Source organism: Croceicoccus gelatinilyticus, from assembly GCF_018398395.1.
GTDB classification, from domain to species: Bacteria; Pseudomonadota; Alphaproteobacteria; order Sphingomonadales; family Sphingomonadaceae; genus Croceicoccus; species Croceicoccus gelatinilyticus.
Genome location: NZ_JAHCBF010000002.1, coordinates 35,799 through 59,208, shown reverse-complemented (window position 1 = coordinate 59,208; position 23,410 = coordinate 35,799). Strand labels below are relative to the sequence as shown.

The 23,410-nt window shown below is 63.7% G+C and carries 27 protein-coding genes; 12 read left to right on the top strand and 15 right to left on the bottom strand.

Going from position 1 to position 23,410, the window contains the following annotated elements:
* Nucleotides 1-4: 4 nt before the first annotated feature.
* The gene (locus tag KIH45_RS04205) at nucleotides 5-574 is read right to left on the bottom strand and encodes a serine O-acetyltransferase (RefSeq protein ID WP_213174765.1); all 570 of its coding nucleotides are present in this window, start codon (nucleotides 572-574) and stop codon (nucleotides 5-7) included.
* Nucleotides 567-1,751: a glycosyltransferase family 4 protein gene (locus KIH45_RS04200; protein WP_213174764.1), complete on the bottom strand. Its 1,185-nt coding sequence runs from the start codon at nucleotides 1,749-1,751 to the stop codon at nucleotides 567-569. Before KIH45_RS04200 ends, KIH45_RS04205 begins: the two co-directional genes overlap by 8 nt.
* Nucleotides 1,752-1,959: 208 nt before the next feature.
* On the opposite strand from KIH45_RS04200, the gene KIH45_RS04195 reads away from it, so the two are divergent.
* From KIH45_RS04195 to KIH45_RS04175, 5 genes are all read left to right on the top strand, one after another.
* Entirely contained in the window at nucleotides 1,960-2,184 is a 225-nt protein-coding gene (locus tag KIH45_RS04195; protein ID WP_213174763.1) for a hypothetical protein, read from the top strand.
* A gap of 169 nt (nucleotides 2,185-2,353) precedes the next feature.
* Nucleotides 2,354-3,661, top strand: coding sequence for an O-antigen ligase family protein (locus tag KIH45_RS04190; RefSeq protein WP_213174762.1), 1,308 nt, complete (start codon nucleotides 2,354-2,356; stop codon nucleotides 3,659-3,661).
* Nucleotides 3,651-4,364 carry a polysaccharide biosynthesis/export family protein gene (locus KIH45_RS04185; protein ID WP_213174761.1) on the top strand — a complete coding sequence of 238 codons (714 nt, stop codon included), beginning with the start codon at nucleotides 3,651-3,653 and terminating at the stop codon, nucleotides 4,362-4,364. Before KIH45_RS04190 ends, KIH45_RS04185 begins: the two co-directional genes overlap by 11 nt.
* A 2-nt stretch (nucleotides 4,365-4,366) precedes the next feature.
* Nucleotides 4,367-6,532: a GumC family protein gene (locus tag KIH45_RS04180; protein WP_213174760.1), complete on the top strand. Its 2,166-nt coding sequence runs from the start codon at nucleotides 4,367-4,369 to the stop codon at nucleotides 6,530-6,532.
* Entirely contained in the window at nucleotides 6,477-7,658 is a 1,182-nt protein-coding gene (locus KIH45_RS04175; RefSeq protein ID WP_213174759.1) for a hypothetical protein, read from the top strand. Before KIH45_RS04180 ends, KIH45_RS04175 begins: the two co-directional genes overlap by 56 nt.
* Here the strand turns inward: KIH45_RS04175 and KIH45_RS04170 are convergent.
* The 3 genes from KIH45_RS04170 to KIH45_RS04160 all read right to left on the bottom strand — a co-directional run bounded on the left by KIH45_RS04170 (nucleotide 7,608) and on the right by KIH45_RS04160 (nucleotide 10,706).
* Nucleotides 7,608-8,933, bottom strand: coding sequence for a hypothetical protein (locus tag KIH45_RS04170; protein WP_213174758.1), 1,326 nt, complete (start codon nucleotides 8,931-8,933; stop codon nucleotides 7,608-7,610). The two genes, KIH45_RS04175 and KIH45_RS04170, sit on opposite strands and share 51 nt — an antisense overlap.
* 63 nt (nucleotides 8,934-8,996) lie before the next feature.
* Entirely contained in the window at nucleotides 8,997-10,439 is a 1,443-nt protein-coding gene (locus KIH45_RS04165) for a DUF1565 domain-containing protein (RefSeq protein ID WP_213174757.1), read from the bottom strand.
* 3 nt (nucleotides 10,440-10,442) lie between these two features.
* Entirely contained in the window at nucleotides 10,443-10,706 is a 264-nt protein-coding gene (locus tag KIH45_RS04160; RefSeq protein WP_213174756.1) for a spike base protein, RCAP_Rcc01079 family, read from the bottom strand.
* 146 nt (nucleotides 10,707-10,852) lie between these two features.
* Here KIH45_RS04160 and KIH45_RS04155 point away from each other — a divergent pair, with 146 nt between their 5' ends.
* Nucleotides 10,853-11,983 carry a glycosyltransferase gene (locus KIH45_RS04155; RefSeq protein ID WP_337925400.1) on the top strand — a complete coding sequence of 377 codons (1,131 nt, stop codon included), beginning with the start codon at nucleotides 10,853-10,855 and terminating at the stop codon, nucleotides 11,981-11,983.
* Here KIH45_RS04155 and KIH45_RS04150 read toward each other — a convergent pair.
* On the bottom strand, nucleotides 11,967-13,076 hold the full coding sequence (locus KIH45_RS04150; RefSeq protein WP_213174755.1) for a glycosyltransferase family 4 protein: 1,110 nt from the start codon (nucleotides 13,074-13,076) through the stop codon (nucleotides 11,967-11,969). The genes KIH45_RS04155 and KIH45_RS04150 overlap by 17 nt on opposite strands.
* A gap of 39 nt (nucleotides 13,077-13,115) precedes the next feature.
* Between KIH45_RS04150 and KIH45_RS04145 the strand changes: the two genes are divergently transcribed.
* On the top strand, nucleotides 13,116-14,345 hold the full coding sequence (locus KIH45_RS04145; RefSeq protein ID WP_213174754.1) for an MATE family efflux transporter: 1,230 nt from the start codon (nucleotides 13,116-13,118) through the stop codon (nucleotides 14,343-14,345).
* Here KIH45_RS04145 and KIH45_RS04140 read toward each other — a convergent pair.
* Nucleotides 14,342-14,626: a BolA family protein gene (locus KIH45_RS04140; RefSeq protein WP_213174753.1), complete on the bottom strand. Its 285-nt coding sequence runs from the start codon at nucleotides 14,624-14,626 to the stop codon at nucleotides 14,342-14,344. The two genes, KIH45_RS04145 and KIH45_RS04140, sit on opposite strands and share 4 nt — an antisense overlap.
* 59 nt (nucleotides 14,627-14,685) lie before the next feature.
* On the opposite strand from KIH45_RS04140, the gene KIH45_RS04135 reads away from it, so the two are divergent.
* Nucleotides 14,686-15,282, top strand: coding sequence for a J domain-containing protein (locus KIH45_RS04135; protein ID WP_213174752.1), 597 nt, complete (start codon nucleotides 14,686-14,688; stop codon nucleotides 15,280-15,282).
* 3 nt (nucleotides 15,283-15,285) lie between these two features.
* Here KIH45_RS04135 and KIH45_RS04130 read toward each other — a convergent pair whose 3' ends face one another.
* The 6 genes from KIH45_RS04130 to KIH45_RS04105 form a co-directional block, all read right to left on the bottom strand.
* Nucleotides 15,286-15,762 carry a GFA family protein gene (locus KIH45_RS04130; RefSeq protein ID WP_213174751.1) on the bottom strand — a complete coding sequence of 159 codons (477 nt, stop codon included), beginning with the start codon at nucleotides 15,760-15,762 and terminating at the stop codon, nucleotides 15,286-15,288.
* A gap of 10 nt (nucleotides 15,763-15,772) precedes the next feature.
* A complete protein-coding gene (locus KIH45_RS04125; RefSeq protein ID WP_213174750.1) occupies nucleotides 15,773-16,219 on the bottom strand; it encodes an SRPBCC domain-containing protein in 447 nt (148 codons plus the stop codon).
* Between the two features lie 16 nt (nucleotides 16,220-16,235).
* Nucleotides 16,236-16,883 (bottom strand): glutathione S-transferase family protein, encoded by a 648-nt coding sequence (locus KIH45_RS04120; RefSeq protein ID WP_213174749.1) that lies wholly within the window; start codon nucleotides 16,881-16,883, stop codon nucleotides 16,236-16,238.
* A gap of 158 nt (nucleotides 16,884-17,041) precedes the next feature.
* Nucleotides 17,042-17,836: a VOC family protein gene (locus KIH45_RS04115; protein ID WP_213174748.1), complete on the bottom strand. Its 795-nt coding sequence runs from the start codon at nucleotides 17,834-17,836 to the stop codon at nucleotides 17,042-17,044.
* A 15-nt stretch (nucleotides 17,837-17,851) separates the two neighbouring features.
* The gene (locus KIH45_RS04110) at nucleotides 17,852-18,202 is read right to left on the bottom strand and encodes a DUF1428 domain-containing protein (RefSeq protein ID WP_213174747.1); all 351 of its coding nucleotides are present in this window, start codon (nucleotides 18,200-18,202) and stop codon (nucleotides 17,852-17,854) included.
* Between the two features lie 3 nt (nucleotides 18,203-18,205).
* Nucleotides 18,206-18,889, bottom strand: coding sequence for a glutathione S-transferase family protein (locus tag KIH45_RS04105; RefSeq protein WP_213174746.1), 684 nt, complete (start codon nucleotides 18,887-18,889; stop codon nucleotides 18,206-18,208).
* Between the two features lie 123 nt (nucleotides 18,890-19,012).
* Between KIH45_RS04105 and KIH45_RS04100 the strand changes: the two genes are divergently transcribed.
* From KIH45_RS04100 to KIH45_RS04090, 3 genes are all read left to right on the top strand, one after another.
* The gene (locus KIH45_RS04100) at nucleotides 19,013-19,702 is read left to right on the top strand and encodes a winged helix-turn-helix transcriptional regulator (protein WP_337925399.1); all 690 of its coding nucleotides are present in this window, start codon (nucleotides 19,013-19,015) and stop codon (nucleotides 19,700-19,702) included.
* 50 nt (nucleotides 19,703-19,752) lie between these two features.
* Nucleotides 19,753-20,730 (top strand): cobaltochelatase subunit CobS, encoded by a 978-nt coding sequence (gene cobS / locus KIH45_RS04095; RefSeq protein ID WP_213174745.1) that lies wholly within the window; start codon nucleotides 19,753-19,755, stop codon nucleotides 20,728-20,730.
* Between the two features lie 74 nt (nucleotides 20,731-20,804).
* Nucleotides 20,805-21,011 (top strand): dodecin, encoded by a 207-nt coding sequence (locus KIH45_RS04090; protein ID WP_213174744.1) that lies wholly within the window; start codon nucleotides 20,805-20,807, stop codon nucleotides 21,009-21,011.
* Between the two features lies 1 nt (nucleotide 21,012).
* Here KIH45_RS04090 and truA read toward each other — a convergent pair whose 3' ends face one another.
* Together truA and fmt are read right to left on the bottom strand one after the other, a co-directional pair.
* Nucleotides 21,013-21,759, bottom strand: coding sequence for a tRNA pseudouridine(38-40) synthase TruA (gene truA / locus KIH45_RS04085; protein WP_213174743.1), 747 nt, complete (start codon nucleotides 21,757-21,759; stop codon nucleotides 21,013-21,015).
* Between the two features lie 6 nt (nucleotides 21,760-21,765).
* The gene (gene fmt / locus KIH45_RS04080; RefSeq protein WP_213174742.1) at nucleotides 21,766-22,671 is read right to left on the bottom strand and encodes a methionyl-tRNA formyltransferase; all 906 of its coding nucleotides are present in this window, start codon (nucleotides 22,669-22,671) and stop codon (nucleotides 21,766-21,768) included.
* A gap of 58 nt (nucleotides 22,672-22,729) precedes the next feature.
* Here fmt and recR point away from each other — a divergent pair, with 58 nt between their 5' ends.
* Nucleotides 22,730-23,341: a recombination mediator RecR gene (gene recR / locus KIH45_RS04075; protein WP_213174741.1), complete on the top strand. Its 612-nt coding sequence runs from the start codon at nucleotides 22,730-22,732 to the stop codon at nucleotides 23,339-23,341.
* Nucleotides 23,342-23,410: the final 69 nt, after the last annotated feature.

Here is a 23,410-nt window from a genome sequence, read left to right as displayed (position 1 = left end):
CCTTTCAGGCGGAGCGGACCAATTGCCGCTGCGTGACTGTGGCAGGGTTGCCGATCGCCACGCCATCCGGCGGTACGTCGTCAAGCACGAGGGCGTTTGCGGCGACCTTTGCCCTTTCGCCGATCGTTATTGCCCCAAGGATCACGGCGCCAGCGCCAAGCATCGCGCCGTCTTTTACCACCGGTACGCCGCCCGCGCCGGGATTGCGCCGACCCAGTGTCACGTTCTGAAGGACAGTCACGTCGCGCCCGATTACGCAGCCGTTGCCGATCACCATACCGAACGGGTGCGGCGTATAGAGGCCGCCGCCAATCTGTGCCTCCGCCCCGATCTCGCTCGACCATGTTGCTTCCAGAAGGAACAGGCCAACGCGGAAAAGCACACCACCGATCAGCGGCCATGACCGCACGGATCGCGCGATGCGGTGACCGAGCACGAAAAGAAATCCGGGCCGAAGGGCAAGAGACCGCAACGCGAAGCTCCAACCGGCAGGCTTACCCGCATGTCGGGCCCAGATGGCGACATCCATGGCCACCAGCCGCGCGAAGCCATCATGCTCAACGCGATCAACCATTGGCCACCTGCGTGATGGCGGCGTGATAGGCTTCGCGATATTCTGCGGCCAGCCGCTTTGCCCCGAAAGCGGCTCTGATCTCGCGGTCTGGCTGGACGCGGGGCGGGCGCTGGCTGATCGCATCTGTCAGGAGTTTGGCGAGGGCTCCAGTGTCGCGCCGGGGATAGATCGTGGCGTTCGGATAAGCCTGTGCGACTTCCGGCGCTCCCCCTGCGTCAGCAACCAGAACAGGCAAGCCATTTACCATCGTCTCGATAAGAGTGCGCGGCATCGGTTCGGGCCAGATCGACGGAATGACCACGAGGTCGCTCTCTGCGTAAAAACGCTCCGCCGCAACGAAGCCCAGCCAGTCGATCGGCAAGTCGGCGTGGCTGGCCTTCAATCCCTTGACGTAATTTTCGTCGCCCTTGCCGGCGATCACCAGTCGCCAGTCCGATACGGGCAAGGCGCGACAGGCGCCAAGAAGCTGCTCGATCCCTTTTTCGGCCTTGATCGCGCCCATGAAGCCGATGCGTAGCGGAGTGCTTTCCTTCCGTTCGGGCGTGAGCTTGCCGCCGGCTATATCAGGCACAGCGTTGTAGATGGTACGGGCAGCGGTTCTTGCGAACAGTCCTTCCGCCCGGTGCCTGTCGACCATGTACCGGCTATTGCCGACAACGATCTGCGCCCCTTCAGCCGCTTGCATGCGCGGGCCGGTCAGCATGCGGCAGGAAAGGCACCGGCCCGTGCAATCCTTGCCGGACCGGAACAGGCTGGACCTTGCGCAAAGCAAGCTGAAATCGCGCAGCGTGTGGACGACCGGTATTTTCAGGTCGCGCGCCAATGGAATTATTGCCGAACCAAAGCCCGAGAGATTGTTGGTGTGCAGCACGTCCGGTCGTAATTCGCGTAGCAGCGTCGCGACATGATCTGTGACCGGCGCCGACCCCCGGTCCTTAAGGTGCCAGCCAGCCCGCTCTGCAAGACTTGGCCGCGCATCATCTTCAAACGGCCAGTAGATGTTGGCATGCGGCAGGCGATGCACGGTCACCCCGTTCACGACCTGCGTCGATTGCTGCGCACAGTCATCAAGGGCGATCACGTGAACATCGTCGCCAGCCGCGGCCAGCGCCTCGGCCAAAACGGCGACGCTGCGCTCTGCCCCGCCCACCGTTGTCGGCGGGTAAAGTGTGTTCACGATGGCGACCCTCATGCGCATTGGATGCGCGATGCGGACGCCCGGGTCACCCCCCAACTTGCCGGATTTGCTCAGGAATATGTCCGATGCGGTGGGGACTTCCCCGCATTGCTCCGGAACGGTTCGGAAACCGGCTTTCGGCGATGTGCGAGCTCTGACAAGTCATGTGCAAGAGCCGCCACCGGGCGGAAGTGGGAGTATTCTGGCTATGCGAAGAACCGTGATCCTGTCCGCGTTGCTCGTTGCGGGGATTGCCGTCCCGGCGCTTTCGGCCAGTGTCGCCAAGGTTGGGCGAAGCGGGCAGGAAAAGCCCGAACGCAAAGGGCAGCCGCGCGCGATCGATATCGCCCCGATGCTGCCTGACCGCGCGCAGGAAGGGATCGGAAAAGCGGTTGGCGCGATCGACAAGGGCCGACCCGACAGCAACGGCTAGGTCCGTATCGCTTCGAGCCTTCTGGGCGAAGCACTCATCCGAGATGTGATTCACACCTCGCGGCGAAGGCCAGCGGGCCAGCGATGACGCTCGACTTTAAGAGCAAGGGAGTTCGAACCGGATGGCCATGCCGAAATCTGCGTCGACAGGGACAAAGAGGGGGGCACCATTGGCTCTGCTCGCGTTCGTCCGATCGCGGGTTTCGGTCGAAAGCGCGCCACTGTACACGCTGCTGATCGTGGCAGCCCTGGTTGGCGGTGGTGGTTCTCCTGATGCATTTCCCGAAGCCATTGTCATCATAACGGCGCTGGCATGTGGTGGTGCCGTCCTCGCATATGACAGAGGGCGCGGCGGACGAATTTCGCGACACGACTGGGCGCTTGCGCTGGCGCTTCCGGCACTGGCCCTCATTCAGATCGTGCCAATCCCGTTCAGGGTCAGGGAATCTCTGCCGTTCGGCGAAACCCTTCGCATGGTGCTTCGCGTTGGTGGTCCCGTCCCGTTCGGCTGGCCGATGTCGATCGACCCTGCCAGCACGATCTGGAGCGGGCTTAGCCTGCTTGCGCCTGCCGTTGCTTTCCTGCTGGCCCTGCGCCTTCCGGCTGAAGCAAGGGCAAAGGTGTCTGACCTGCTTTTCGCCTTAGCTCTTCTGTCTGCCGCAATCGCAATCGTGCAGGCCGCGACAGGCGCCTGGCAGTTCTATTCCAAACCGGCCGGAGGAGGCGCACCGGGACTGTTCGCCAACCAGAACAGCCAAGGCGATCTGCTGCTGATTGGCCTTTGTGCCGCGCTGTCATTGGCTGGCAAGGGTGATCCGCAGGAACGGCTTCATCCAGGCTTGATGGTTGCTGTTGTCATAATCCTTACCCTCGGCCTGCTGTTAACCGGATCGCGGGCGGCTCTGGGCCTCAGCCTGATCCCCCTTTCTTTGGCGGCATTCGTGTCTGGAAGTAGCTCAAATTTCCGGCGCACGGCCTTGCTGGTCATGGCCGGATGCACATTGCCATTTGTGGCATTTCTCTGCGATTTCGGTCCGTTCTCCCGTCCGGACATCGCGCTTGATCCACGCTTGCAAGCGATCTGGCCCGATGCGCTGCGTCTTGCGGCGCTGTCGTTCCCTTGGGGGACAGGGCTGGGTACGTTCGAACACGCCTTTCCCATGGTTGAGAGCCTTTCCGTCGTCGACGCCACATATGCGAATCGCGCTCATTCGGACTGGCTCGAATTCCTGATCGAGGCCGGGGGATTTGCCGTCCTGCTCACTGGCTGGGTGACCGTTCGCGTCGTTAAATCCATGACAACATTGTTAAAATTAGGTTTCGACTGTGGAGATCTCGTCCCTTTCGCCGTTCTGGCGATTGTCGGGCTCCACGCGCTTGTCGATTATCCGTTTCGTTCGCTTTCGCTCGCCGTGGTCTCTGCTGCGGCGCTTGGGCTGATGCTCTCTGCGGAGAGGGGGGTCGCAAATGAAGAATAACGTCGTTCCGGCGCGGTTTCGCGCTGTCGTTCTATTCGCCGTGGGCTGTGCAGGCCTTTCAGGCTGCCAGTCCTATCCTGATGAAAGCCTGGCGCGCGGGCCGGATGCCTATCGCTCGTTGCAAGCCACCGCGCGGCCCGCAGACGCGGTCTATCGCATCGGCCCGTTCGACCGGTTGTCGATCGCGGTCTATGGCGAACCTTCGCTGAGCTTTGCCGACTTGCCGGTCGATGCAGAGGGGCGCTTCGACTATCCACTGATCGGCACGGTCGATGCAGCAGGGCTGACGACGGGCGAACTGACCCGCCAGATCAAGGCGCGGCTGGACGATGCTTTCTACAACGATGCGCGCGTCACGATCTTCGTGAAGGTATCGGCCAGCCAATACGTCACGGTCGAAGGTGCAGTGAATGCACCAGGCCGTTTCGAACTGCCACAAGGCCGCGCGACCCTGTTGGAAATGATCGCGCAGGCAAAGAGCCCGAACCGCACGGCAAAGCTGGACCAGGTGATGGTCTTCCGCGTGCAGGACGGGCAGCGCATGGGCGCGGTCTTCAACCTCGTCGATATCCGCACCGGCGCGGCGGACGACCCGCCCTTGCGTGGGGGCGACATGGTCGTCGTCAACAATTCGGCATTGAAGGGCGCGTTCCGCGACTTCCTGCTGACCGCCCCGTTCTTCAACACTTTCCGGGCATTCTGATCATGAACAGGATGGCAAATTTCGCACAAGGGACCGCAATCTCCGACACGCAAGGGGGCGATCGGATCGATGCCGCGCCGGTTATCGATCTTCAGCGTTTCTGGGGTGTGCTTTGGCACAATCGCGTTCTCATCGGGGCCGTCGTCGTCGGTTGCCTCTTGGCCGGCCTTGCCATGACCTTGATGCTGACGCCGCGCTACACCGCGGTATCCAGCCTTCAGATCGATCAGGAATCGCGCCAGATCATGGGCGAGGAGAACGCCTCTCGTGAGGCGTACCGCGATGCCGATCGCTTTTTGCAAACGCACGTCGACGTGTTGAACAGCCGCCGCATGGCAGAACGTGTCGCGCAAGAGATGGATCTGCTGGGCGATCCGCAGGCTTTCTTTGACAGGATGCACGTTTCTGCTGCCACTGACGGTCCGGACGCAAGGGCCGAGGCGCGGCGAGAGCTTGTGCTGCAGACCATCGAGGACAGTGTCGAAGTCACTTTGCCCAGCGGTTCGCGCGTTGTGCAGATCGCGTTCACAAGCCCTGATGCCGACTTCGCCGCGCAGATGGCGAACGCCTATGCCGAAAGCTACGCACGCTACAACGTGGACCGGCGGTTGGAGGCGACTGTCTATGCACGGGACTTCCTTGGCCGGCAGTTGGCAGAGGCGCGGGACCGGCTGGAAAGTGCGGAGCGTGAGGCAAACGACTATGCCCGCGCAGTCGGGCTGGTGCGCACCGTTGGCGGCGGTGACGAAACGTCGCTGACCGACTTCGACCTCACCAGCTATAATGCCGCCCTCGGCGAGGCCCGGAACGAGCGGATCGCGGCGCAGAGCAAGTGGCAGCTTGTCGCCAATGCCGACGCGGGCGCGATTGCAGAGGCGATCGAGAACCGCGCGATGCAGGATCTGGTCGCCAGTCGCGCGCAAGTCCAGGCGACGCTGGAGGCGGAACTGGCCGACAAACAGGCAGGGCATCCGGCCGTCGCCCCCCTGCGGCAGCGCGTTCGCGAATACGATGCGCAGATCGCTACGCTGGCAGAAGGGATCCGCACGTCCATCCGCGATTCCTATCGCATGGCCGCATCGCGTGAGCAGGAGCTTCAGGGCCGGGTCGACATGCTGAAAGGCGCGACCCAGCGGGAGCGAGATGATGCCGTTCAGTTCAACACCTTGATGCGAGAAGTCGATACCAGCCGGCAGCTCTATGACGGGTTGCTGGCCCGGTTCCGCCAGACAAGCGCGGAAGCCAATATCACGGCGAACAACGTGCAGCAGATCGACCGCGCATCCCCGCCGGTGAAGCCGTCATCGCCGCGCCTTCTCCTCAATCTTGCCTTGGCGGCGGTTACCGGCCTTCTAATCGCTGGCGTGGCCGTGGCGCTACGCGAACAGGGTCACAATGCGGTTAGAACGCCCGGAGAGATCGAAGACCGGCTCGGCCTGCGCCTGCTTGGCATTACGCCAAAGGTCGGTCGCGGGGGGATGGACCACGCGCTCGATCAGCCGGGTGAGCCGCTGCACGAAGCGCTCGTCTCGCTTCGCACCGCGCTGCAATTCGCGCTGCCGTCCGGTGGTTCGCAGCGGCTTCTGGTCACTTCGGCAGAACCGGGTGAGGGCAAATCGTCCACCGCTTACGGTATCGCAAGGGCCTTTGCCGAAGGCGGTCGGCGGACTCTGATTGTTGATTGCGACCTGCGCCGCCCTGCCTTGCACGACATGCTGGGTTTGGCGGCAGAGCCTGGCCTCTCGGGTGTGCTGGCTTCGGGTGATGCGGCATCGGCGATCGTGGCTGGGCCGGTGGCCAATCTGAGCGTGCTGCCCAGCGGGGCGGTACCTGCCGTGCCGACCGACCTGCTCGGTTCGCCCGAATTTGCCCAGCTGATGGGCAAGTTCGAACGCGACTTCGACATCATCGTTCTCGATGGGCCGCCCGTTCTTGGCCTTGCAGATGTTCCTGTGCTGGCCAGCGGCAAGGACGTGGCTACGCTCTTCGTAGTCGAAGCGGGGCGTACCGATGTCGAAGCTGCGCGCAATGCGCTGTCCCGACTGGCAGCGGGCAGCGCCCGGATCGTAGGGGGAGTGATGGCGAAGTTCGACTTTGCGGAGGCGCGTCGGCTTGGGCTGGGGCGGCAATATGGGGACGGGCAAGCATACTATCGCTATGGGGGTTGAGGGTGCAGGGCGGGCCGGCTCTCGCGTGCTCGCCGCCCTTGCATTTGCCGGTCTTGCCGGGCTGACAGTAGCGGCCGCTGCAGACCGGAGTGGGATGCCGGTTGTTCAGGATGGCTGGCTTGCCGCGAATGGATCGCAGGCCGGTGTTCGTGCGGCGATTGAAACGCATAGCGCCCAAGGCATGGCCCGCCGGTTGGTGACGGCCGTCCCGCTTCGGCAAGTTAACCTCAGCTTGGCAATCTTGGCGCAGGCGGTGCACAACGATGGCGTGGTATCTCCGCCGGTGGTTGTCGCAGCGGGACACTTGGGATGGCGCGATCCTCTTCTGCAGGCTGCGGCGTGCAAAGCGGCGTTGCAGGCAGGCCGCACTGATGAGGCTGTCGATCGCGTCGAAGCCCTGTTTCGGGCGCACCCCCAATCACGATTTTCACCGATGATTCTGCTGTCGATCGCGCAGGACGAACGCGCGGTACGCCAGATCAATCAGCGGCTTGCCCGTAACCCGTGGTGGGCCGCATCGGTGCCGATGATTATTGCACGTGCTGATCGGATTTCACTCGGCGTGATGCTCCCAATGATGAAAAGCGCTGCGGCATCAGGATTCACGCCCGATGGACTGCCTGCGATCGAACACCTCTTGGATCGTGATCCTGCAGGAGCACTGGCCATGCAAATCGCCTTGGGCGGAGGCGGTGATTTTGCCGAGAGCGGACTTTGGCGGGCAAATCCGTCGGCTGCCGCCAAGCCGAGATCGCAGGGCAGTCCGTTTGCATGGCGCAAGGCGCAGGGCGCGAATGCGTGGCTTTCGGACGGGGCGGACGGCACCCTGACGATAGAGCTGGCCGACAACGCGCCGGTGCACGTTGCCGGTATCTTCGCGCCGGTTAACGCCGGTTCCTATCGCCTTTCCTGGCGGGTCGGCTCTGCGGGGGCGGTTTCGCTGGATGCGCGGTGTGTGCTTGGAAATGTTGCGGCGAACAACGGACCTTTGTTTCAAGAAGGACATTGGCGCTGGCGCGACATCGAGGTGCCGACCGGCTGCACATTTCTGCACGTCCGTATGCTCACTCATGCCTCACGCGGCAGGCTTGAAGTCTCCGAAACGACGCTGCGCCCGCTGACCTGAAACGCTTCTGCCAATGCGCAGCAGGTGCATCCCGCTTGTCGCGTAGCCGATGGTGAAGAGCGTGAAGCTGGGCGAAAACCCCTCCAGGAAGAAGGTGTAGAGATTGACCGCCGCGATCAGCAGTAGCTTCGTGCGATCGCCCTCTTTCACAGCGGTCAGGACCAGACCGGCGAGCACCGGCACAAAGAAAATCCCGAACATCGCGAAGTTGAGAATGTAGAAATTGTCGACCGGCTGAAGCAGGTTGGCCCAATCCGAATAGCGTGCCGGAAAGTTCAGGCAGCCAAGCCCGCACCCCGTAGCCAATGAAACCGGCGATCGGTCTGCGAGAAGCGCAAAGGGATATTGCCAGCTCGCCTCAATCCGCTGTTCAAAACTGGTGAGAGAGGACGAAATTTCCGCAAACGAGAGCGCAGAGGCAGATGCCACCAGCGCGAGCGGGACCAACACCAGCACGAACGAGCCCATCGCCAGCGAACGGTGCGCAGCTGTCGAACGCAGGCCCGCCATCAGCCATGCCTCTGCCGCGATCCATCCGGTCGCCAGTACCGCAATACCCAGTGCGGTCCGGCTTGTCGCCACGAAGCAGGCGGCGGCGACCAGAAGTCCGAGCGAGACGGCTGAAACGGGGGCCAATTTGCGGTGGACCATCAGCCACGCGAACAGCGCTATTGCGGCTGCCGCCGTGGATTCGCCCGCAAAGCCACCGACGCGAGTGACGCTATCGATCGACCAGACCTTGTCGACCGTCTTGCTGACGCCGAACTGGTCGACGGCAAGTCCGGTCCATGGGAAGTCCGTCACAGCGTCGAGCGCGATCCCGGCAATGGTCGCAAGACAAATGGCAATGAAAAATCGCCGGGCACGGGGCCGGGCGGGAAGGTCCAGCCCCGCAAGGCACCATCCGGCATAGAGCGGGACGATCATCTTTACCGCCGCACCCAGAAAAGCCGGATTGCTATCGACCGTGAGCGCCGCGACGATCACCGACATTGGCAGAAGGGCGAGGGCGTAAAGCGCGAACGGTGATTTGCGTTTTACCGCAAAGCTCCACGCGAATGCGCCCAATGCTGCAAAGCCGAGAATGTCGAAGGCGAACCACGCAAACGGCATCCCGGCAAGATCGAAAAGCCACCGCCAGATTGTCGCGAAGGCATCCCTTGTCAGATAGCTTGTGCCCGCAAGAAGTCCGAAAAGCGCCGCGCCGTGAACCGGCATCCGCGCATCATGCCAAGTGCCGCCCGACGCGGACATTTCCCCCGAATAGGACCCCATGAACAATGGGTTAGCATCACCGGATGAGTGGGGCCAGATCGCGAATGATCCGGCCCCGATCTATCACCACTCTTCAATAGGTCCGTTGCCTTGCGGAATGCTCCGCATTGGAGGCATCGCGCGTAGGCGGACTGCGGCTTGCGCATCGGCAAAGACCGCAGCCGTCGCGGGCGGCATCGAAACGACTGTGCGATCAGCCCAGATTTGCGCATTGTCGCCCGCCATGATCGCGGCTGGGGGCGTCGTCCCGCCCGATACCCGGTCGCCCCGGTCGTTGGCGATGCTGGTGCCGGACAGCCAGCAACGCGTGTCGCCGATGGTCCGAACGCTGCCGCCGTTCGTGCGCCCGAATTCTCCCGCGAAGTCTGCGATCACCGCATCATCATGCGCGGTGAGGCTGTTGCAGCTAAGTGCCGAACCGCGCCCGCACAGGATCGCGCGCGAATTGACGGTGACCATGTGGCACTGCGCGCCGAAATTGCCGTCGTTTCCGGCGGAAAAGCCGTCTTTCACGTTGTTGCTGGCATCGCAGTCGCTGAACAGCGCAAGGCCGTGGAGGTTCGCGATCAGCGTCCCGTTGCTCTGATACATACTACCGCCGCAATAGCCGAAGGTGGACCGCTCTACGACGACAGCCTTCATCGCGGCAGGCTTGGTGGTTGGCTGGTAATGGAACCCAGCGCCCCCGCTGCCGCCGATCGTATCGAAGCCCGAGATCGTGTCCTCCGCGCCGACATAGATGCTGACCGGCGCATCGAAACGCCATGTCCCGCCAGCAGCGCGCAGGACGCCCGTGTTGGCGTCGGTCACCGCCTTGCCGTCGGCGCGGTTGATGTAGATCTTGCCTGCTTCCAGCGTCCAGCTACCCGCAATGCGGTTGCAGGTCGCGGCATCGGCGACCCGCATCAGGTCGGGGTGAAACCCGTCTGCATCGAGCCGCGCGCGGTCGATCACGCGATCGACGTTGCCGAGGCTGTAGCTGTAGCAGTTGGTATAGGTACCGTCTTTTGCGGGCGATCCGAATTCGTCCCATGTGCCCACGACAACACGGCCTCCGGTCGCGACGAAGGCGATGTCGACCGTGGGGCGCAAGTTGAGGAATTGCGATGGGTTGTAGGGCTTGCCATAGTCGCCAGCCTTCACGACGATCTTGGCCGGCTGCCCGCTGGCGTTCGCGGCAGAAACGGCTTTCCAGATCGAGCGGAAGGGCGCCACTTCGCTGCCAGCATTGCTGTCGCTGCCGTTGGGCGAGACGTGGTAGGTGTTCGCAGGCGCCGAACGCGCGGCCGAAAACAGGTCGAAGATCTCGGCCGGCGTGCGGTCGAGCGTCGCGGTGACGCCCGCGCCGTGGTGGGTCAGCGAGAGCTGTGGCTCCCACGCGGCGACCTGCCAATGGTCGCGCCAGCCCTGCGGCGCGGTCGCGGGTGTGCTGGCAAGGCCCATCGGCACGCCAAGCGCGGCAAGGGCGGAGCGACTGACCCCGCCGATCGATCCACTATGGTGCATGGCTCAGGCCTCCGCGATCAGGTTGGCCGCGGTGGTGCCGGTGGCGCGCACGTGGCTGGCGCGCACCGCGATATAGCTCGCATCGGGCAGGTTCCGGTAAGTCACGTCCTCGGTCCCGTCGATGCCGCGCAGCGTCACGTCTCCGCCGATCCCGACGTAAATCCCCTTGGGAACGCTGGGCAATCCGGCAACGTCGTCGGGGACGATGGTGAAGGGAGAGCGCGAGGGCGAAAAAGCGCTGTCCTGGAAGGATTCGAATCGATCCATGTTCATGCTCCGTTCTGTTGGAGCCTTTCCAATATGCACAAGTGGCCTTGTAGGAAAATGGAAAGCTGCCTAACCCTTGCCGGACACCGAAAACCTTTGATGCGCAGGGGTTTGGGGGCACTTTCCGGACGCAAGAGGGGTCGCGCGTGACGGGTACGGAACTGGATGGGCTGCGAAATGCGGCCGCGCGGCGCTTTGGGCGCGTCGCGATCATCTATCACTGGCTGGTGCAGATGCGCGGGGGCGAACGAGTGCTGGAACGGATGCTGGACCTGTTCCCCGACGCCGACATCTATACCCACGTCTATGTGCCCGAGAAGATCAGCGCCAGGATCCGGATGCACCGCGTGCGAACTACGTTCATCAACCGCCTGCCGGGCGCGGCGAAGCATTATCAGAAATACCTGCCGCTGATGCCTGCTGCGCTGGAGGAGCTGGACCTGCGCGGATACGATCTCGTCATCTCGAACGAGACCGGGCCGACCAAGGGCGTGATCCCCGCGCCCGATGCGCTTCACGCCTGCTACACCCATTCGCCGATGCGCTATTTGTGGGACCACTACCCCGATTACCGCGCATCGGCGGGGCGGCTGTCGCGGCTGGCCATGTCGGCGACGTTCCCGACCTTGCGCCGCTGGGACGTGACAAGCGCGGCGCGGGTCGATCGCTTCATGGCCAATTCGCGCTTTGTGCAAAAACGGATCGAGAAGTACTGGCGGCGGTCATCGCAGCTGGTCCACCCGCCCGTCGCGGTGGAGGACTTCGCGCCGGTGAGCGAGGTGAGCGACCGTTATCTGTGGGTGTCGCAGATGACGCGCTACAAGCGGCCCGACATCGCGGTGGAGGCGTTCAACCGCACTGGCCGCCCGCTGATGATGGTGGGCGATGGCGACCTGTTTGAAGAGATGGAGCGGCGGGCCGGACCGAACATCACGCTGGTCCGGCGCATGGATTTCCCCGCGCTCTGCCGCGCCTATGCCGAGGCAAAGGCGCTGGTCTTCACGGCGGAGGAGGATTTCGGGATCGTGCCGGTGGAGGCGATGGCCTCTGGCAGACCGGTGCTGGCGCTGGGGAAGGGCGGGGCGCTCGACACCGTCGCGCGCGAGGTCAGCGGGATGTTTTTTGCAGAGCAGAGCGCCAATTCGCTGGAGGCGGGGCTGACGCGGTTCGATGACTGGTTGCCGCATTTCGATCCGGCGGCGGCAGTTGGCCATGCGCGCAACTTCGCGCCGGAAGTGTTCGACCGGCGGTTCTGCGAAGTTATCCTCGATGCCTGATCGTCCTGTCGATCAGGGCGGAAAGCTTTCGGGCGGAGGTATCCCACGCAAAACTGGCGGCCCGTTTTCGCCCTTTGGTCGCCAGTTTGGCGCGCAGGGCGGCGTTGCCGCAGACCTGCTCCATTGCGCCGCCCATGGCCCGCGCGTCGAGCGGATCGACAAGCATGGCCGCATCTCCGCAGACTTCGGGCAGCGCCGCGGCATTGGCGGCGATGACCGGCGTGCCGAGTATCATGGCCTCGATCGCGGGAATGCCGAACCCTTCGAGCAGGGAGGGCATGAGGAACGCCTCGGCCTGCTCAATCAGGGTGCGCAGCGCTCCGTCCGAAATGCGCGGCAAGCGGTGGACGCGCGGATGGCTGGCGAGGGGGGAGCCGGCAAAGATACGCGTATCGCCGCCGCCCACGATCACGAGATCGAAGTGCGGATCGTCCAGCGCGGCATAGGCGGCGAGCGCAGTGGCGAAATTCTTGTTGGGGTTCGCGCTGCCGACGCACAGCACAAAGGGGCGCTCTGCAATGCCGAGCGTTTGCCGCGCCGCCGCGTCGGGTTCGATGGACAGGACGTGATCGGCTGCATTGGGAATGACGGTGATCGCATCGGGGGCGATCCCGAATGCGCGCCCGATTTCCCGCGCCGACCAATGCGAGACGGTGCAAATCGTCGCGCGGCGCGCCAGCAGGGTCTGTATCGTGCGATAGGTGATGCGGAACTTGCGCGAGTAGCCTTCGGGACCGAGCAGGTAGTTCACATCGTGGATCATCACGATCTGGCGCGAGAGCGAGACAGGCCCGGTGCCGCCAAGCCCCAGCAGCAGGTCGGTCCGCCCGACGCGGCGCGGCAAAGTGACCTGTTCCCACAAGTGTCCGTGCAGCCCTGCGGCAAGGGTGACGGGAAGATCGTATTCCGCTTGTGGCGGTTCGGGGGCGAGCGCCTCTACGTCGCTGCGCATCGCGATCAGGCGGCGGCCGAGTTCGTGGGCGGCGCGCTGTACGCCGGTCATCGGCTGGCCGGTGAAACGCGCGTTCAGGTAGATCAAAGCGGCCTCGCTATCGTTTCCCGTGCCCCCGGACACGTCAGGCCGGAAAGCCATGCCTAATCAGTCGTTTCTCCGCGATCAAGCAGGCCCGTCATGTGGCTGACCGGCGGCACGATCGCCGCGATCCGCATCGTGACGCTGGCCATGCGCTTTGCGCTGACGGTCTACGTGACCGCGATGCTGGGGCTGGTCGAGGTCGGGCAACTGGGGCTGGTAAAGGGCCTCACCGCGCTGGTTCCGGCGGTGCTGGGCATGGGGTTCAACTTCCACATGTGCCGCGACGTGGTGAGCGACGATCCGGCAAGCCGCATCGCCATTGTGCGCGACAGGATGGCGTGGACGTTGCGGGTTTCGCTTTGCGCAGCGGTGCTCGGATTGCTGGGCGTCTGGACTTTGGGCGGTCTCGGGGGCGGTTCTGGCATCTCGCCGCTGCTTATCGTCGCGATCCTGCTGGCAGAGACTCTGGCGATGGACGCCTACCTCGCGCTGACGGGGCTGAGGATGAACGTCGTCGCCAACTGGGGAGTCCTGTTGCGCACGGCCGCATGGGTGCCGGTCGCGGTGATCGGTGGACTGCTCGATGCCGGCCTGCGCACGCTCGATTTCGTCTTCGCCTGCTGGCTTGTCGGCCATGTCGCCAATTTCGTGATGCTCGGCTGGGTGCTGCGCCGCCTCGGGTTGTGGCATCGCTGGAAGTCCGATCCTCCGACTGGCTGGGTTCGGCGCACCGTGCCCGGCGCGATGCGGATCTGGCCTAGCGATGTCGCGCTTGTCCTCATCACCTACGGCGACCGGTTCATCCTGTCCGCCACGGTGGGGGAGGAGACGCTGGGCATCTATGTGTTTTTCTGGACCTTCGCGAACATGATCCGGACTCTAATGCAATCGGCCATCGTCACGCCCTCCCTGCCGCGCCTCATTGACCTGCACCGAAAGGATCGTGGCGGCTGGCTGAAGGCGGTGAGGCAGCTTGGCGTGGCGATACCTGCCACGGGCGTCGCAGCCTCGGCGGCGCTGTTGCTGTTCATCTGGCTGGGGCACAATTTCGTGCCGCAGAGCAACTTTCCCTGGCAGACGGGGCTTGCGATCCTCGTCTTCGCAGCCGTGATGGCGGGCTATTTCGGGGACTACCTGTCGACCGTGCTGAATAGCGCCGGTGCGGTCGGGGCCTGCGCGTCGCTCAACATCGGATTCGCAGCATGCCTGATGCTTGCGATTGCCGCCGGTGCCATGCTCGGCGGGGTAATTGGGGCCACAATTGCTAGCCTTGTCACGGCGCTGGTGTTTTCGGGCCTGAAACTGGCCGCGATACGCCGGGTCTAGGCTTCTCCCGGCGCGCGGGCCTTGATCGCGAGTGCATGGACGCGCTGTCCGGGCAGGTCGCCCAGCGCCGCGTTCACCATGCGCTGCCGCTGGAGCCGCGACACGCCGGCAAAAGCATCCGCGACGATGATGACCGAGAAGTGCGATTCGCCCGATCCGTCGTCGCCCGAATGGCCGCTGTGCATGGCGCTGTCGTTGCTGACGACGAGTTCGCTGGGCGTGAATTCGGCTTCAAGCCGCTGGCGAATCTCGGTTTCGACGGGTCCGGGTGTGCTGGTCATGCGCCGGATATAGGGCAAAGGGGTTCCATTTGAAGGTCAAAGCCATCATCTGACAGCGAATGCGTCATGACAGGTTTCACGGAAGGTTCGAACACGAGGGTCGGCAGTGCGAGGCTCCCGGCTGCGTGGAGGCGGGGGAATTTCGCGCGCCCGGTTCGCGCGGGTCCAGCTTCGACGGACCGGGCGATTGGCGCTGGTTCTGCCTTGAACACGTCCGCGCCTTCAATGCGGGATACGACTTTTTCGAAGGCATGAGCGCGGAGGAAATCCTTGATGCGCAGTCACCTGTTTTCGGCTGGCGGCACACGGCCAAGGTCTATTCGGGCATGGGCAACGACGGACCGCGCTGGGCCGATTTCGACGATCCGCTGGATGCAATCTCGGCGCGGGCGAAGAACATTCGCGGCGAGCGTGAGCGCCAGTGGCAGCAGGAGGCCGAGGCGCGCCAGCGCGGGCTGGAGCCGGGCGACCGCCGCGCGCTCGACGAACTGGGGCTGGGCTACGAATCCGACCGGCGCGCGCTGCGGCGGCGCTATTCCGAACTGGTGCGCCGCTATCATCCCGACCGCAACGGCGGGGACCGGTCGAACGAGGAACGGCTGCAGCGCGTCGTCGATGCCTATCAACACTTGCGCAAGGCGCGGCGCTTCGCCTGAAGTCTAAAGTCCGCGCAATTTCCGGTAACGGGCGGCGCGATCAACGCCGAAAAGGTCGTCGTACTGCTTCTGGCTGTAATAGACCTCGAACGCGGGCACATCGCCTGACAACACGACCCACGGCTGCTTGCTGCGCGTAAAGATATGCAAGTCGGGCGGACAGGCGTCGGGATCGTCCAGCGTCCCGATCCGCACGAAACCGGCCTTGTCGCCCATGCCGCCATAGTGGCTCCACATCGCGACACGGCACGAAGGGCAGCGGAACACCGACTGGCCCTTGCCGCTCTCGGACGGGGTTTCGACCCGCTCCGGCTTTCCAGCAATGACGGTGATGTTCTCTGCCTCCAGCAACGCGTTGAGCGCAAAGGCTGAACCCGTCTCGCGCTGGCAGGACCGGCAATGGCAGCAGTGCACCGCGAAGGGCGCCTGCTCCAGTCTGTAGCGAACTTCTCCGCAAGCGCATCCCCCTTCGTGCGTCATGCCGCCCCCTTCAGCTTTCGCAGAGCGCGGCAAACTGGTCCGCAACCGCGCGCCACCCCTGATCGAATCCCATTTCCTTATGCTGGGTCATCGTCTCTTCGCTCCAATGGCGGGCGTAGGCAGTGTAGCGGGTGCCGTCGCCCTCACGCTCGATCTGCCAGCGTCCGATCATGAATGGCTGGGCCGGAACGAAGCCATCGGGGCCGAGCGTGATCGCATCGGTCACGGTAAAGCCGCGCCCCTCATCCCAGTCGAGGAACACGCCTTCCTGCGGCATCTCCTCGCCCTCGGGGCCGCGCATGACCATCGCGCTGCGCCCGCCCGGGCGGCGTTCCTGCGCCAGCATCTCGATCCGCCAGGGGGCAGGGCACCACCACTCTTCCTGCCGGTTGGCGAGGACATCCCAGCACGTGTCGACGGGCGCTGCGACCAATCTCGTAACTTTCAACTCGTGCATGGGGTTTCCTTTGTACTCAGTCCCGATCGGGCGCGCCGAGCGGGAAGAGCGGCCTGAATGGATAGGCCGCATCGATGCAGGCGTGTACTTCGGGCATGGCGTTCAACCGCTCGCGAAGCGCCTTCAAATTCGGGCAGTCGGGGCCAATCTCCTCGACCCAGTCGGCGTAGAACAACGCGGGCGCGGCGGCGCAGTCGGCCATCGTCAGCGGATCGCGGCCCAGTGCGTCGGCCTTCGGCTCCAGCCATGCATAGACGCGGCGAAGCTGCGCGCGCACTTCGTCCTGCCGCGCGGTATCGGGCGCATCGGGGGCGCGAAGCTGTTCCAGCACAGCGACGTTCATCACGTTCATGACGTAGTTGTCGAAGACGCGGTCGAGATTGCGGATTTCCAGCGCGCGATCAGCAGGGATCAGGTGTGCAGCCTCGGGACGGGTGGCGACGAGATGCTCGATGATCGAGCTGGCCTCGAAGACGATGGTGCCGTCTTCTTCCTCAAGCACCGGAAACTTGGCGAAAGGTCCGCCGTGTTCGGCCACGAAGGCGGTGTTGTCGGGGTGGCCGGGGTCGACCTGCCGCAGACGATATTCGATCCCGCACGAATGGAGGGCGATCTCGGCCTTCCATGTGTAGGACGAGAACGGGTGCCCATAGAGCGAAATCATGCCTGTCGTGCCTCCTCGATCGCCGCGATGTCGATCTTTCCCAATTGTATTTTTCACCTCGCAACAGCGTTTTCGCGTTTGCGGGATCTGGGGCGACTCTGTGCCGCCATTGCGGACGATGGCACCGTGTTGCCGATCTGTCTCCTAAACTGTGAAGGTCAGCTCTTTTTCGGTGCGACAAGGCCGAAGGTCGAACCTTCGGGATCGCTGGCGACAAGGATCATCTCGTCACTCGGAACTTCGTGGGGACCCATCAGCACTTTGCCTCCGTTCGCCTCCACTGCTGCCTTCGCGGCGTCGATGTCGGCCACGCGGAAATAGGGCTTCCATCCGGCGGGCCATGCCTCCGATGCGGTCATGGCCGCGCCAAGACGCAAGTCACCGAGATCGAGGAAGCAGTAGTCGCCTGCATCGCCGGGCATTGCCATTCGCTCATTCACTGCGAAGCCGAACATCTCGCCGTAAAACGCAAGTGAGGCATCAAGATCGGGCGTCGTCAGCTCGTTCCAGCCGCATTGGCCGAACGCGGTCGATGCCGTGTCATAAACCTGGCTCTTCTCCGGCGAATTGCCGCGCATCAGGTAGAAGGGCACGCCCTGCGGATCGGCGACGAAGGCGAGGCGGCCGATAGAGCCAATGTCGTGCGGTTCCATCAATACGCTGCCGCCAAGGTCCTTGACGCGTGCCACCGCGGCATCGACATCGGCTGCCGTGAAATAGACCGTCCACATCGGCCTGGCTCCGCCCGCCAGCATCTCGTCCGTCAACTGGATCGCACCGCCGGTGAGCCCGCCATCCTGACGCAGAATGAACTCGTAGTCGCCAACGCCCTCAGGCTGTTCTGGCGACCGCCCGATCTTCCAGCCGACGACATTCATGTAGAAGGGGCGCGTCGCCGAAAGGTTCTGCGTCATCAGTTCGTACCACATCGGCTCTCCGGCCATGTTGGTCATGAATCTTCTCCTTCGTTACCGGCCAAGTTCGAGAATCGAGCGAAAGCCGCCATGCACCAGTCGTTTTCCGTCGAATGGCATCTCGGACATGTCAGGCGTATCGGCTGCCATGATCGAATCTTCGGCAGCTTTGGCGGTCTCCTTATCCGGCCAGATGACCCACGAGAACACGACCTTCTCGCCCGGTTGGGCCGCGACGGCGCGGCGAAAGTCGGTGACCTTGCCGTCGGGAACGTCATCCTCCCACGCCTCGACGACTTCGATCGCGCCGTGGTCCATGAAGATGCTGTCGAAAGATTTGGCAAGGGCGAGGTAGTCGCTCTCTTTCTCTGCCGGGACGGGGATCAGAAACCCTTGAATATACATGGCTCAGGCCCCTTCCTTCTGCGGCGCAAAGCTATCGTCGAAATCGTTGAATTGTGCGTCGAGCGCGGATTTCCAGGCAGGGCGGGCCAGCGCGCGTTCGAGATAGCTGGCAAGCACGGGGCGGGTGGCAATCATGCCGTTGTTGTCCGCCTCACGCAGGGTGGTCGCCATCGCGATGTCGGCGATCGAGAACTCCTCGCCGGCCAACCACTCGCGCCCTTCCATTCCGGCGGCGAGCCGGTCGAAACGCTGGTTCGCGGTTTCGTCCAGCGAAGGCTTGCGCAGCTTTGCCCACTCCTCGCCGGCGGAAAACCCGTTCACCGCCGAAAGCTGGAAGACGATCGGTTCGACCGAGTTGAATGCGGCAAACAGCCATGCAAGCGCATCGGCGCGGGCCTGCCCATCCTCGGGCAGCAAGTGGCCGTGCTTTTCGGCAAGGTGCAGCAGGATCGCGCCGCTTTCGAACAGGCCGACATCGCCGTCCTGAACATAGGGGACCTGTCCGAAGGGCTGCTCTTCAAAATACCAATCGGGCCGCTTCATCGCGCTGATCAGGCGGACCGAATAGTCGAGGCCGACTTCTTCGCAGAACCAGCGCGGACGCAGATCGCGGACCATGCCGCGAGCGAAATTCGGGACCCAGCCATACGCTGTGATGACGAGGCTACTGTCTGGCACTTGCGGCATGAAAACTCTCTCCTGCGTCGCAGTTGGCGCGACTCGGCATGTTTCGATGCTTGCGATTCGTGAGCTTGTCAGTTACAAAAAGCAACTACGGACATTCTAAAAGTTACCAATCGGTATTTGGGCGTGACGAACCGAGCGAAACACGGGCGCTGGTATGAAGATGCCTGCGGTGCAGCCTTCGCGATGGAAATCATCGGGGAGCGTTGGTCGTTGCTCGTCATGCGCGAACTGATGCTGGGCGCGCTGCGGTTCTCCCAGATCCGTGCGAACCTGCCGGGAATCAGCGCCAAGATCCTGACCGAGCGGCTGGAAAAGCTGGAACTCGCAGGTGTGCTGGTGCGCCGGATGCTGCCGCCGCCTGCATCGGTGCAGGTCTATGAATTGACCGAATGGGGGTACGAGGCGGAATTCGTGATGCAGGCGCTGGGCCGCTGGTCGGTTCGCTCTCGCGATCATGATCCGACCCTGCCGCTGACGCCGGTTTCGGCGATGCTTTCCTTGCGCACGATGATTGATCCGGCCCGGGCCGAAGACATGGACATAACCGTCGCCTTCCGCTTCGCGACAGATGCTTTCATCGCGAAACTGGCGGGTGGAGAGCTGAAAATCGAACGCGCGCACGATGCTCGCGAGACCGATCTGACGTTCGAGGCCGCGTCGCCGAATGCCATCCTTCCCTATTTCTACGGCAAGCGGCCGCTGGACGAGGTCGAGGCGGAAACAGGGCTTATCGTGAAGGGCGACAGGGCACTGGCCGACAGGTTTGCAGGTCTGTTCGGCCTACCTTCCAAGTTCGATCCGCCCGCGACCTGACATTCTAGCCTGTTGCAGTGCGGCGCGGGTGCGTTTACCGCCCCCTTGCGATGAACGACATGACCAACAGCCACCAGACCGTCCTTGCCGCTCCCGACATCGAAGTCGACGTCCGCGAGACGTTCGGTATCGATATCGACATGAAGGTCCCGGCCTTCTCCAAGGCCGACGAACGCGTACCCGACCGCGACGAATCCTACGTCTTCGATCCGGACACGACGCTGGCGATCCTTGCAGGCTTTGCCCACAACCGCCGCGTGATGGTTCAGGGCTATCACGGCACGGGCAAGTCGACGCACATCGAACAGGTTGCAGCGCGCCTCAACTGGCCTTGCGTGCGCATCAACCTCGACGCGCACATCAGCCGTATCGACCTTGTCGGCCGTGATGCGATCGTGCTGCGTGACGGGCTGCAGGTCACCGAATTCCGCGAAGGCCTGCTGCCTTGGGCACTGCAGACGCCGACCGCGCTGGTCTTCGACGAATACGACGCGGGCCGCCCCGACGTCATGTTCGTGATCCAGCGCGTTCTGGAAACGGCGGGCAAGCTGACCCTGCTGGACCAGAACCGCGTCATCCGCCCGAACCCCTATTTCCGCCTGTTCGCGACGGCCAACACCGTCGGTCTTGGCGATACGAGCGGCCTTTACCATGGCACGCAGGCGATCAATCAGGGCCAGATGGACCGCTGGAACATCGTCGTCGGCCTGAACTACCTGCCCGAGGCGACCGAGGTGCAGATCGTCAAGGCCAAGGTCCCCGAGATGGACGAGGACACGATTGCCAAGATGGTCCGCACGGCAGACCTGTCGCGTCAGGGTTTCATCAACGGCGATATCTCCACCGTGATGAGCCCGCGTACCGTGATCAGCTGGGCGCAGAACACGCAGATTTTGGGCGATCTGGGCTTTGCCTTCCGCCTCTCGTTCCTCAACAAGTGCGACGAGACGGAGCGTATGCTGGTGGCAGAATACTACCAGCGCGTCTTCGGCAAGGACCTGCCTGAAAGCGTCGTTTCCAAGGCCTGATGGGTTGCTGGCCTGACCAACGGGCCGATTTGCGCTATCCTCCTGTTACCAAGCGGAAACAGGAGGATGCGATCATGGACCATGTCTTCAAGCTGAGCGAGATCGTCGGCACGTCGCACGAAGGCAGCGACGCGGCGATCAAGGCGGCGCTGAAACGCGCGCAAGCCACAATTCGCGGCGTGAAATGGTACGAAGTCGTCAGCCAGCGCGGCTATATTGAGGATGACGGCACCATCCAGCACCAGGTCGTGATCAAGGTAGGCTTCGCGCTGGAAGACTGACCTACTTTTCAGGGTAGATCGCGCTCACGAAATAGAGCCCGTCCGGCGGGGCGTTTAGGCCAAGGGACTGCCGGTCCTTGGCCTCCAGCGCATTACGCACATTGTCCGGTGTCCAGCGGCCGAGTCCGACCAGTGCCAGACAACCGACCATCGAACGGACCTGATGGTGCAGAAAGCTGCGCGCGGCGGCGTGGATGCGGATTTCCTCGCCTTCGCGTTCCACGTCCAGCCGGTCGAGCGTCTTCAACGGGCTCTGCGCCTGGCAATGGACCGAGCGGAACGTCGTGAAGTCGTGCCGGCCAACCAGGTGCTGCGCGCCTTCGTGCATGGCCTCGTGGTCGAGAGGCTTGGCGACCTGCCACGCCTTGCCGCGGTCGAGCGTGAGCGGCGCGCGCCGGTTGATGATGCGATAGACGTAGGACCGCCCGATGCACGAAAAGCGTGCGTGCCAATCGTCGGGCACGACCTCGCAATGTGTGACCGCGATCGGCTCGGGACGAAGCTTGGCATTCACGCCTTCCATCAGGCGAAAGGCATCGATGTCCTTTTCCACGTCGACATGGGCGCGCATGGCAAGTGCGTGGACGCCGGTGTCGGTGCGGCCCGCGGCATGGATGCGCGCATCCTCGCCGGTGATCGCGGCGACAGCTTCCTCGATGCTCTGCTGCACCGAAGGCCCGTGCGACTGCCGCTGCAGCCCCATATAGGGCCCGCCGTCGAACTCGATGGTGAAAGAGAAACGGGTCATGCGCGCTCAGCGGATCTCGGTGCCTGCCGGGATCGGGTAACCACGCAGCATGGCCTCGGTCTCCATCGCGGGCTTGCCAGCACGCTGGACCCGCGTGGGCCGGATCGCGCCATAACCGCAAGCGATGGTCAGTTCGTCGTCGAGCACGGTTGCGGTCGCGCCTTCGCGGCCGATCACGTCGGCCTCGAGCACGCGGATGCGTTCGCCCGCAAGCTCGAAGAATGCGCCTGGGCGCGGGGCGAAGGCGCGGACCTGCCGTTCGATGTGTTCCGCGCCCTTGGAGAAATCGATGCGCGCCTCGGCCTTGTCGATCTTGTGCGCGTAAGTGACGCCTTCGACCGGCTGTGCCTCGGCGCGCACGTGGGGAAGCTGCGAAAGCACTTCGACCATGGCCTCTGCGCCCATGGCGGCGATCTCGTCGGTCAGCTCGCCAGCCGTCTTCTCGTCAATCCGCGTCGTGCGCTTCAGCAGCATGGGGCCGGTATCGAGCCCCTTTTCCATCTGCATGATCGTCACGCCCGTCGTTGCATCGCCCGCAAGGATCGCTCGCTGCACTGGCGCGGCTCCGCGCCAGCGCGGCAGGATGGAGCCGTGGACGTTGAGGCAGCCGTGGGTCGGCGCCTCCAGCACAGCGACCGGCAGCAGCAGGCCGTAAGCGGCGACCACGGCGACATCTGCGTTCAATGCGGCGAAGGCGTCCTTTTCCTCCTGCGCTTTCAGCGAGGCGGGCGTGCGAACCTCGATGCCCATTTCCTCGGCGGCGAGGTGGACGGGCGAGGGTTGCAGCTTCTTGCCGCGACCGGCTCGGCGGGGCGGCTGGGAATAGGCGGCGACGACTTCGTGACCGGCTTCCACGATCGCTCTCAGCGTCGGAACCGCGAAGTCGGGAGTGCCCATGAAAATGACGCGCATGTTGAATGTCCTCTGGCCGGACTTCCCGCCCTGCGCGGCAGTCCCTATCTATCGACACATGGCTTCACAAGACCCGCGCGGGAACGAGATCGAGAGACTGGCATCGTCGCTTGCGCGGCTGCCGGGGCTTGGGCCGCGTTCTGCCCGCCGCGCCGTACTCTGGCTGGTGAAGCGGCGCGACACCGCGCTGGTCGATCTGCTCGCCTCGTTGACGGCGGTGCAGGAGAGCCTTGTCGAGTGTCATGTCTGCGGTAACGTCGACACGTCGGACCCATGCCACGTCTGTGCCGATCCGCGCCGCGACCAGCGTTCGATCTGCGTGGTCGAGGACGTGGCCGATCTCTGGGCGCTCGACAGGGCAAAGCTCTATACCGGGCGCTATCACGTGCTGGGCGGACGGCTTTCGGCGCTCGACGGGGTGGGGCCTGAAGACCTTGCCATCGGCAGCCTGCTGGCACGGGTGGAGGAAGGCGGGATCGACGAAGTCGTACTCGCCATGAATGCCACGCTGGAGGGGCAGACGACGGCGCACTACATCGCCGAACGGCTGGAACAACGGCCCGTTCGCGTAACCCAACTTGCACATGGCCTGCCCGTTGGCGGCGAACTGGACTACATGGATGAGGGCACACTGGCGCAGGCCTTGCGCGCGCGCCGTCCGGTCGCCTGACGCTGGCGTGCACTGAGCGATCACGTCGATCACCCTGATCCAACCATTCGCGTTGAATAAACCCGCGCA

What these genes read in the sequence shown, in the direction of transcription:
- truA (WP_213174743.1), bottom strand. Translation starts at nt 21,759, where the DNA reads ATGACCCGTTTCTCTTTCACCATCGAGTTCGACGGCGGGCCCTATATG.
- KIH45_RS04090 (WP_213174744.1), top strand. Translation starts at nt 20,805, where the DNA reads ATGGACCATGTCTTCAAGCTGAGCGAGATCGTCGGCACGTCGCACGAA.
- KIH45_RS04170 (WP_213174758.1), bottom strand. Translation starts at nt 8,933, where the DNA reads ATGGGGTCCTATTCGGGGGAAATGTCCGCGTCGGGCGGCACTTGGCAT.
- KIH45_RS04115 (WP_213174748.1), bottom strand. Translation starts at nt 17,836, where the DNA reads ATGACCAACATGGCCGGAGAGCCGATGTGGTACGAACTGATGACGCAG.
- fmt (WP_213174742.1), bottom strand. Translation starts at nt 22,671, where the DNA reads ATGCGCGTCATTTTCATGGGCACTCCCGACTTCGCGGTTCCGACGCTG.
- KIH45_RS04180 (WP_213174760.1), top strand. Translation starts at nt 4,367, where the DNA reads ATGAACAGGATGGCAAATTTCGCACAAGGGACCGCAATCTCCGACACG.
- KIH45_RS04185 (WP_213174761.1), top strand. Translation starts at nt 3,651, where the DNA reads ATGAAGAATAACGTCGTTCCGGCGCGGTTTCGCGCTGTCGTTCTATTC.
- KIH45_RS04150 (WP_213174755.1), bottom strand. Translation starts at nt 13,076, where the DNA reads ATGGCTTTCCGGCCTGACGTGTCCGGGGGCACGGGAAACGATAGCGAG.
- KIH45_RS04145 (WP_213174754.1), top strand. Translation starts at nt 13,116, where the DNA reads ATGTGGCTGACCGGCGGCACGATCGCCGCGATCCGCATCGTGACGCTG.
- KIH45_RS04140 (WP_213174753.1), bottom strand. Translation starts at nt 14,626, where the DNA reads ATGACCAGCACACCCGGACCCGTCGAAACCGAGATTCGCCAGCGGCTT.
- cobS (WP_213174745.1), top strand. Translation starts at nt 19,753, where the DNA reads ATGAACGACATGACCAACAGCCACCAGACCGTCCTTGCCGCTCCCGAC.
- recR (WP_213174741.1), top strand. Translation starts at nt 22,730, where the DNA reads ATGGCTTCACAAGACCCGCGCGGGAACGAGATCGAGAGACTGGCATCG.
- KIH45_RS04130 (WP_213174751.1), bottom strand. Translation starts at nt 15,762, where the DNA reads ATGACGCACGAAGGGGGATGCGCTTGCGGAGAAGTTCGCTACAGACTG.
- KIH45_RS04160 (WP_213174756.1), bottom strand. Translation starts at nt 10,706, where the DNA reads ATGGATCGATTCGAATCCTTCCAGGACAGCGCTTTTTCGCCCTCGCGC.
- KIH45_RS04135 (WP_213174752.1), top strand. Translation starts at nt 14,686, where the DNA reads ATGCGTCATGACAGGTTTCACGGAAGGTTCGAACACGAGGGTCGGCAG.
- KIH45_RS04120 (WP_213174749.1), bottom strand. Translation starts at nt 16,883, where the DNA reads ATGATTTCGCTCTATGGGCACCCGTTCTCGTCCTACACATGGAAGGCC.
- KIH45_RS04110 (WP_213174747.1), bottom strand. Translation starts at nt 18,202, where the DNA reads ATGTATATTCAAGGGTTTCTGATCCCCGTCCCGGCAGAGAAAGAGAGC.
- KIH45_RS04125 (WP_213174750.1), bottom strand. Translation starts at nt 16,219, where the DNA reads ATGCACGAGTTGAAAGTTACGAGATTGGTCGCAGCGCCCGTCGACACG.
- KIH45_RS04195 (WP_213174763.1), top strand. Translation starts at nt 1,960, where the DNA reads ATGCGAAGAACCGTGATCCTGTCCGCGTTGCTCGTTGCGGGGATTGCC.
- KIH45_RS04105 (WP_213174746.1), bottom strand. Translation starts at nt 18,889, where the DNA reads ATGCCGCAAGTGCCAGACAGTAGCCTCGTCATCACAGCGTATGGCTGG.
- KIH45_RS04165 (WP_213174757.1), bottom strand. Translation starts at nt 10,439, where the DNA reads ATGCACCATAGTGGATCGATCGGCGGGGTCAGTCGCTCCGCCCTTGCC.
- KIH45_RS04205 (WP_213174765.1), bottom strand. Translation starts at nt 574, where the DNA reads ATGGTTGATCGCGTTGAGCATGATGGCTTCGCGCGGCTGGTGGCCATG.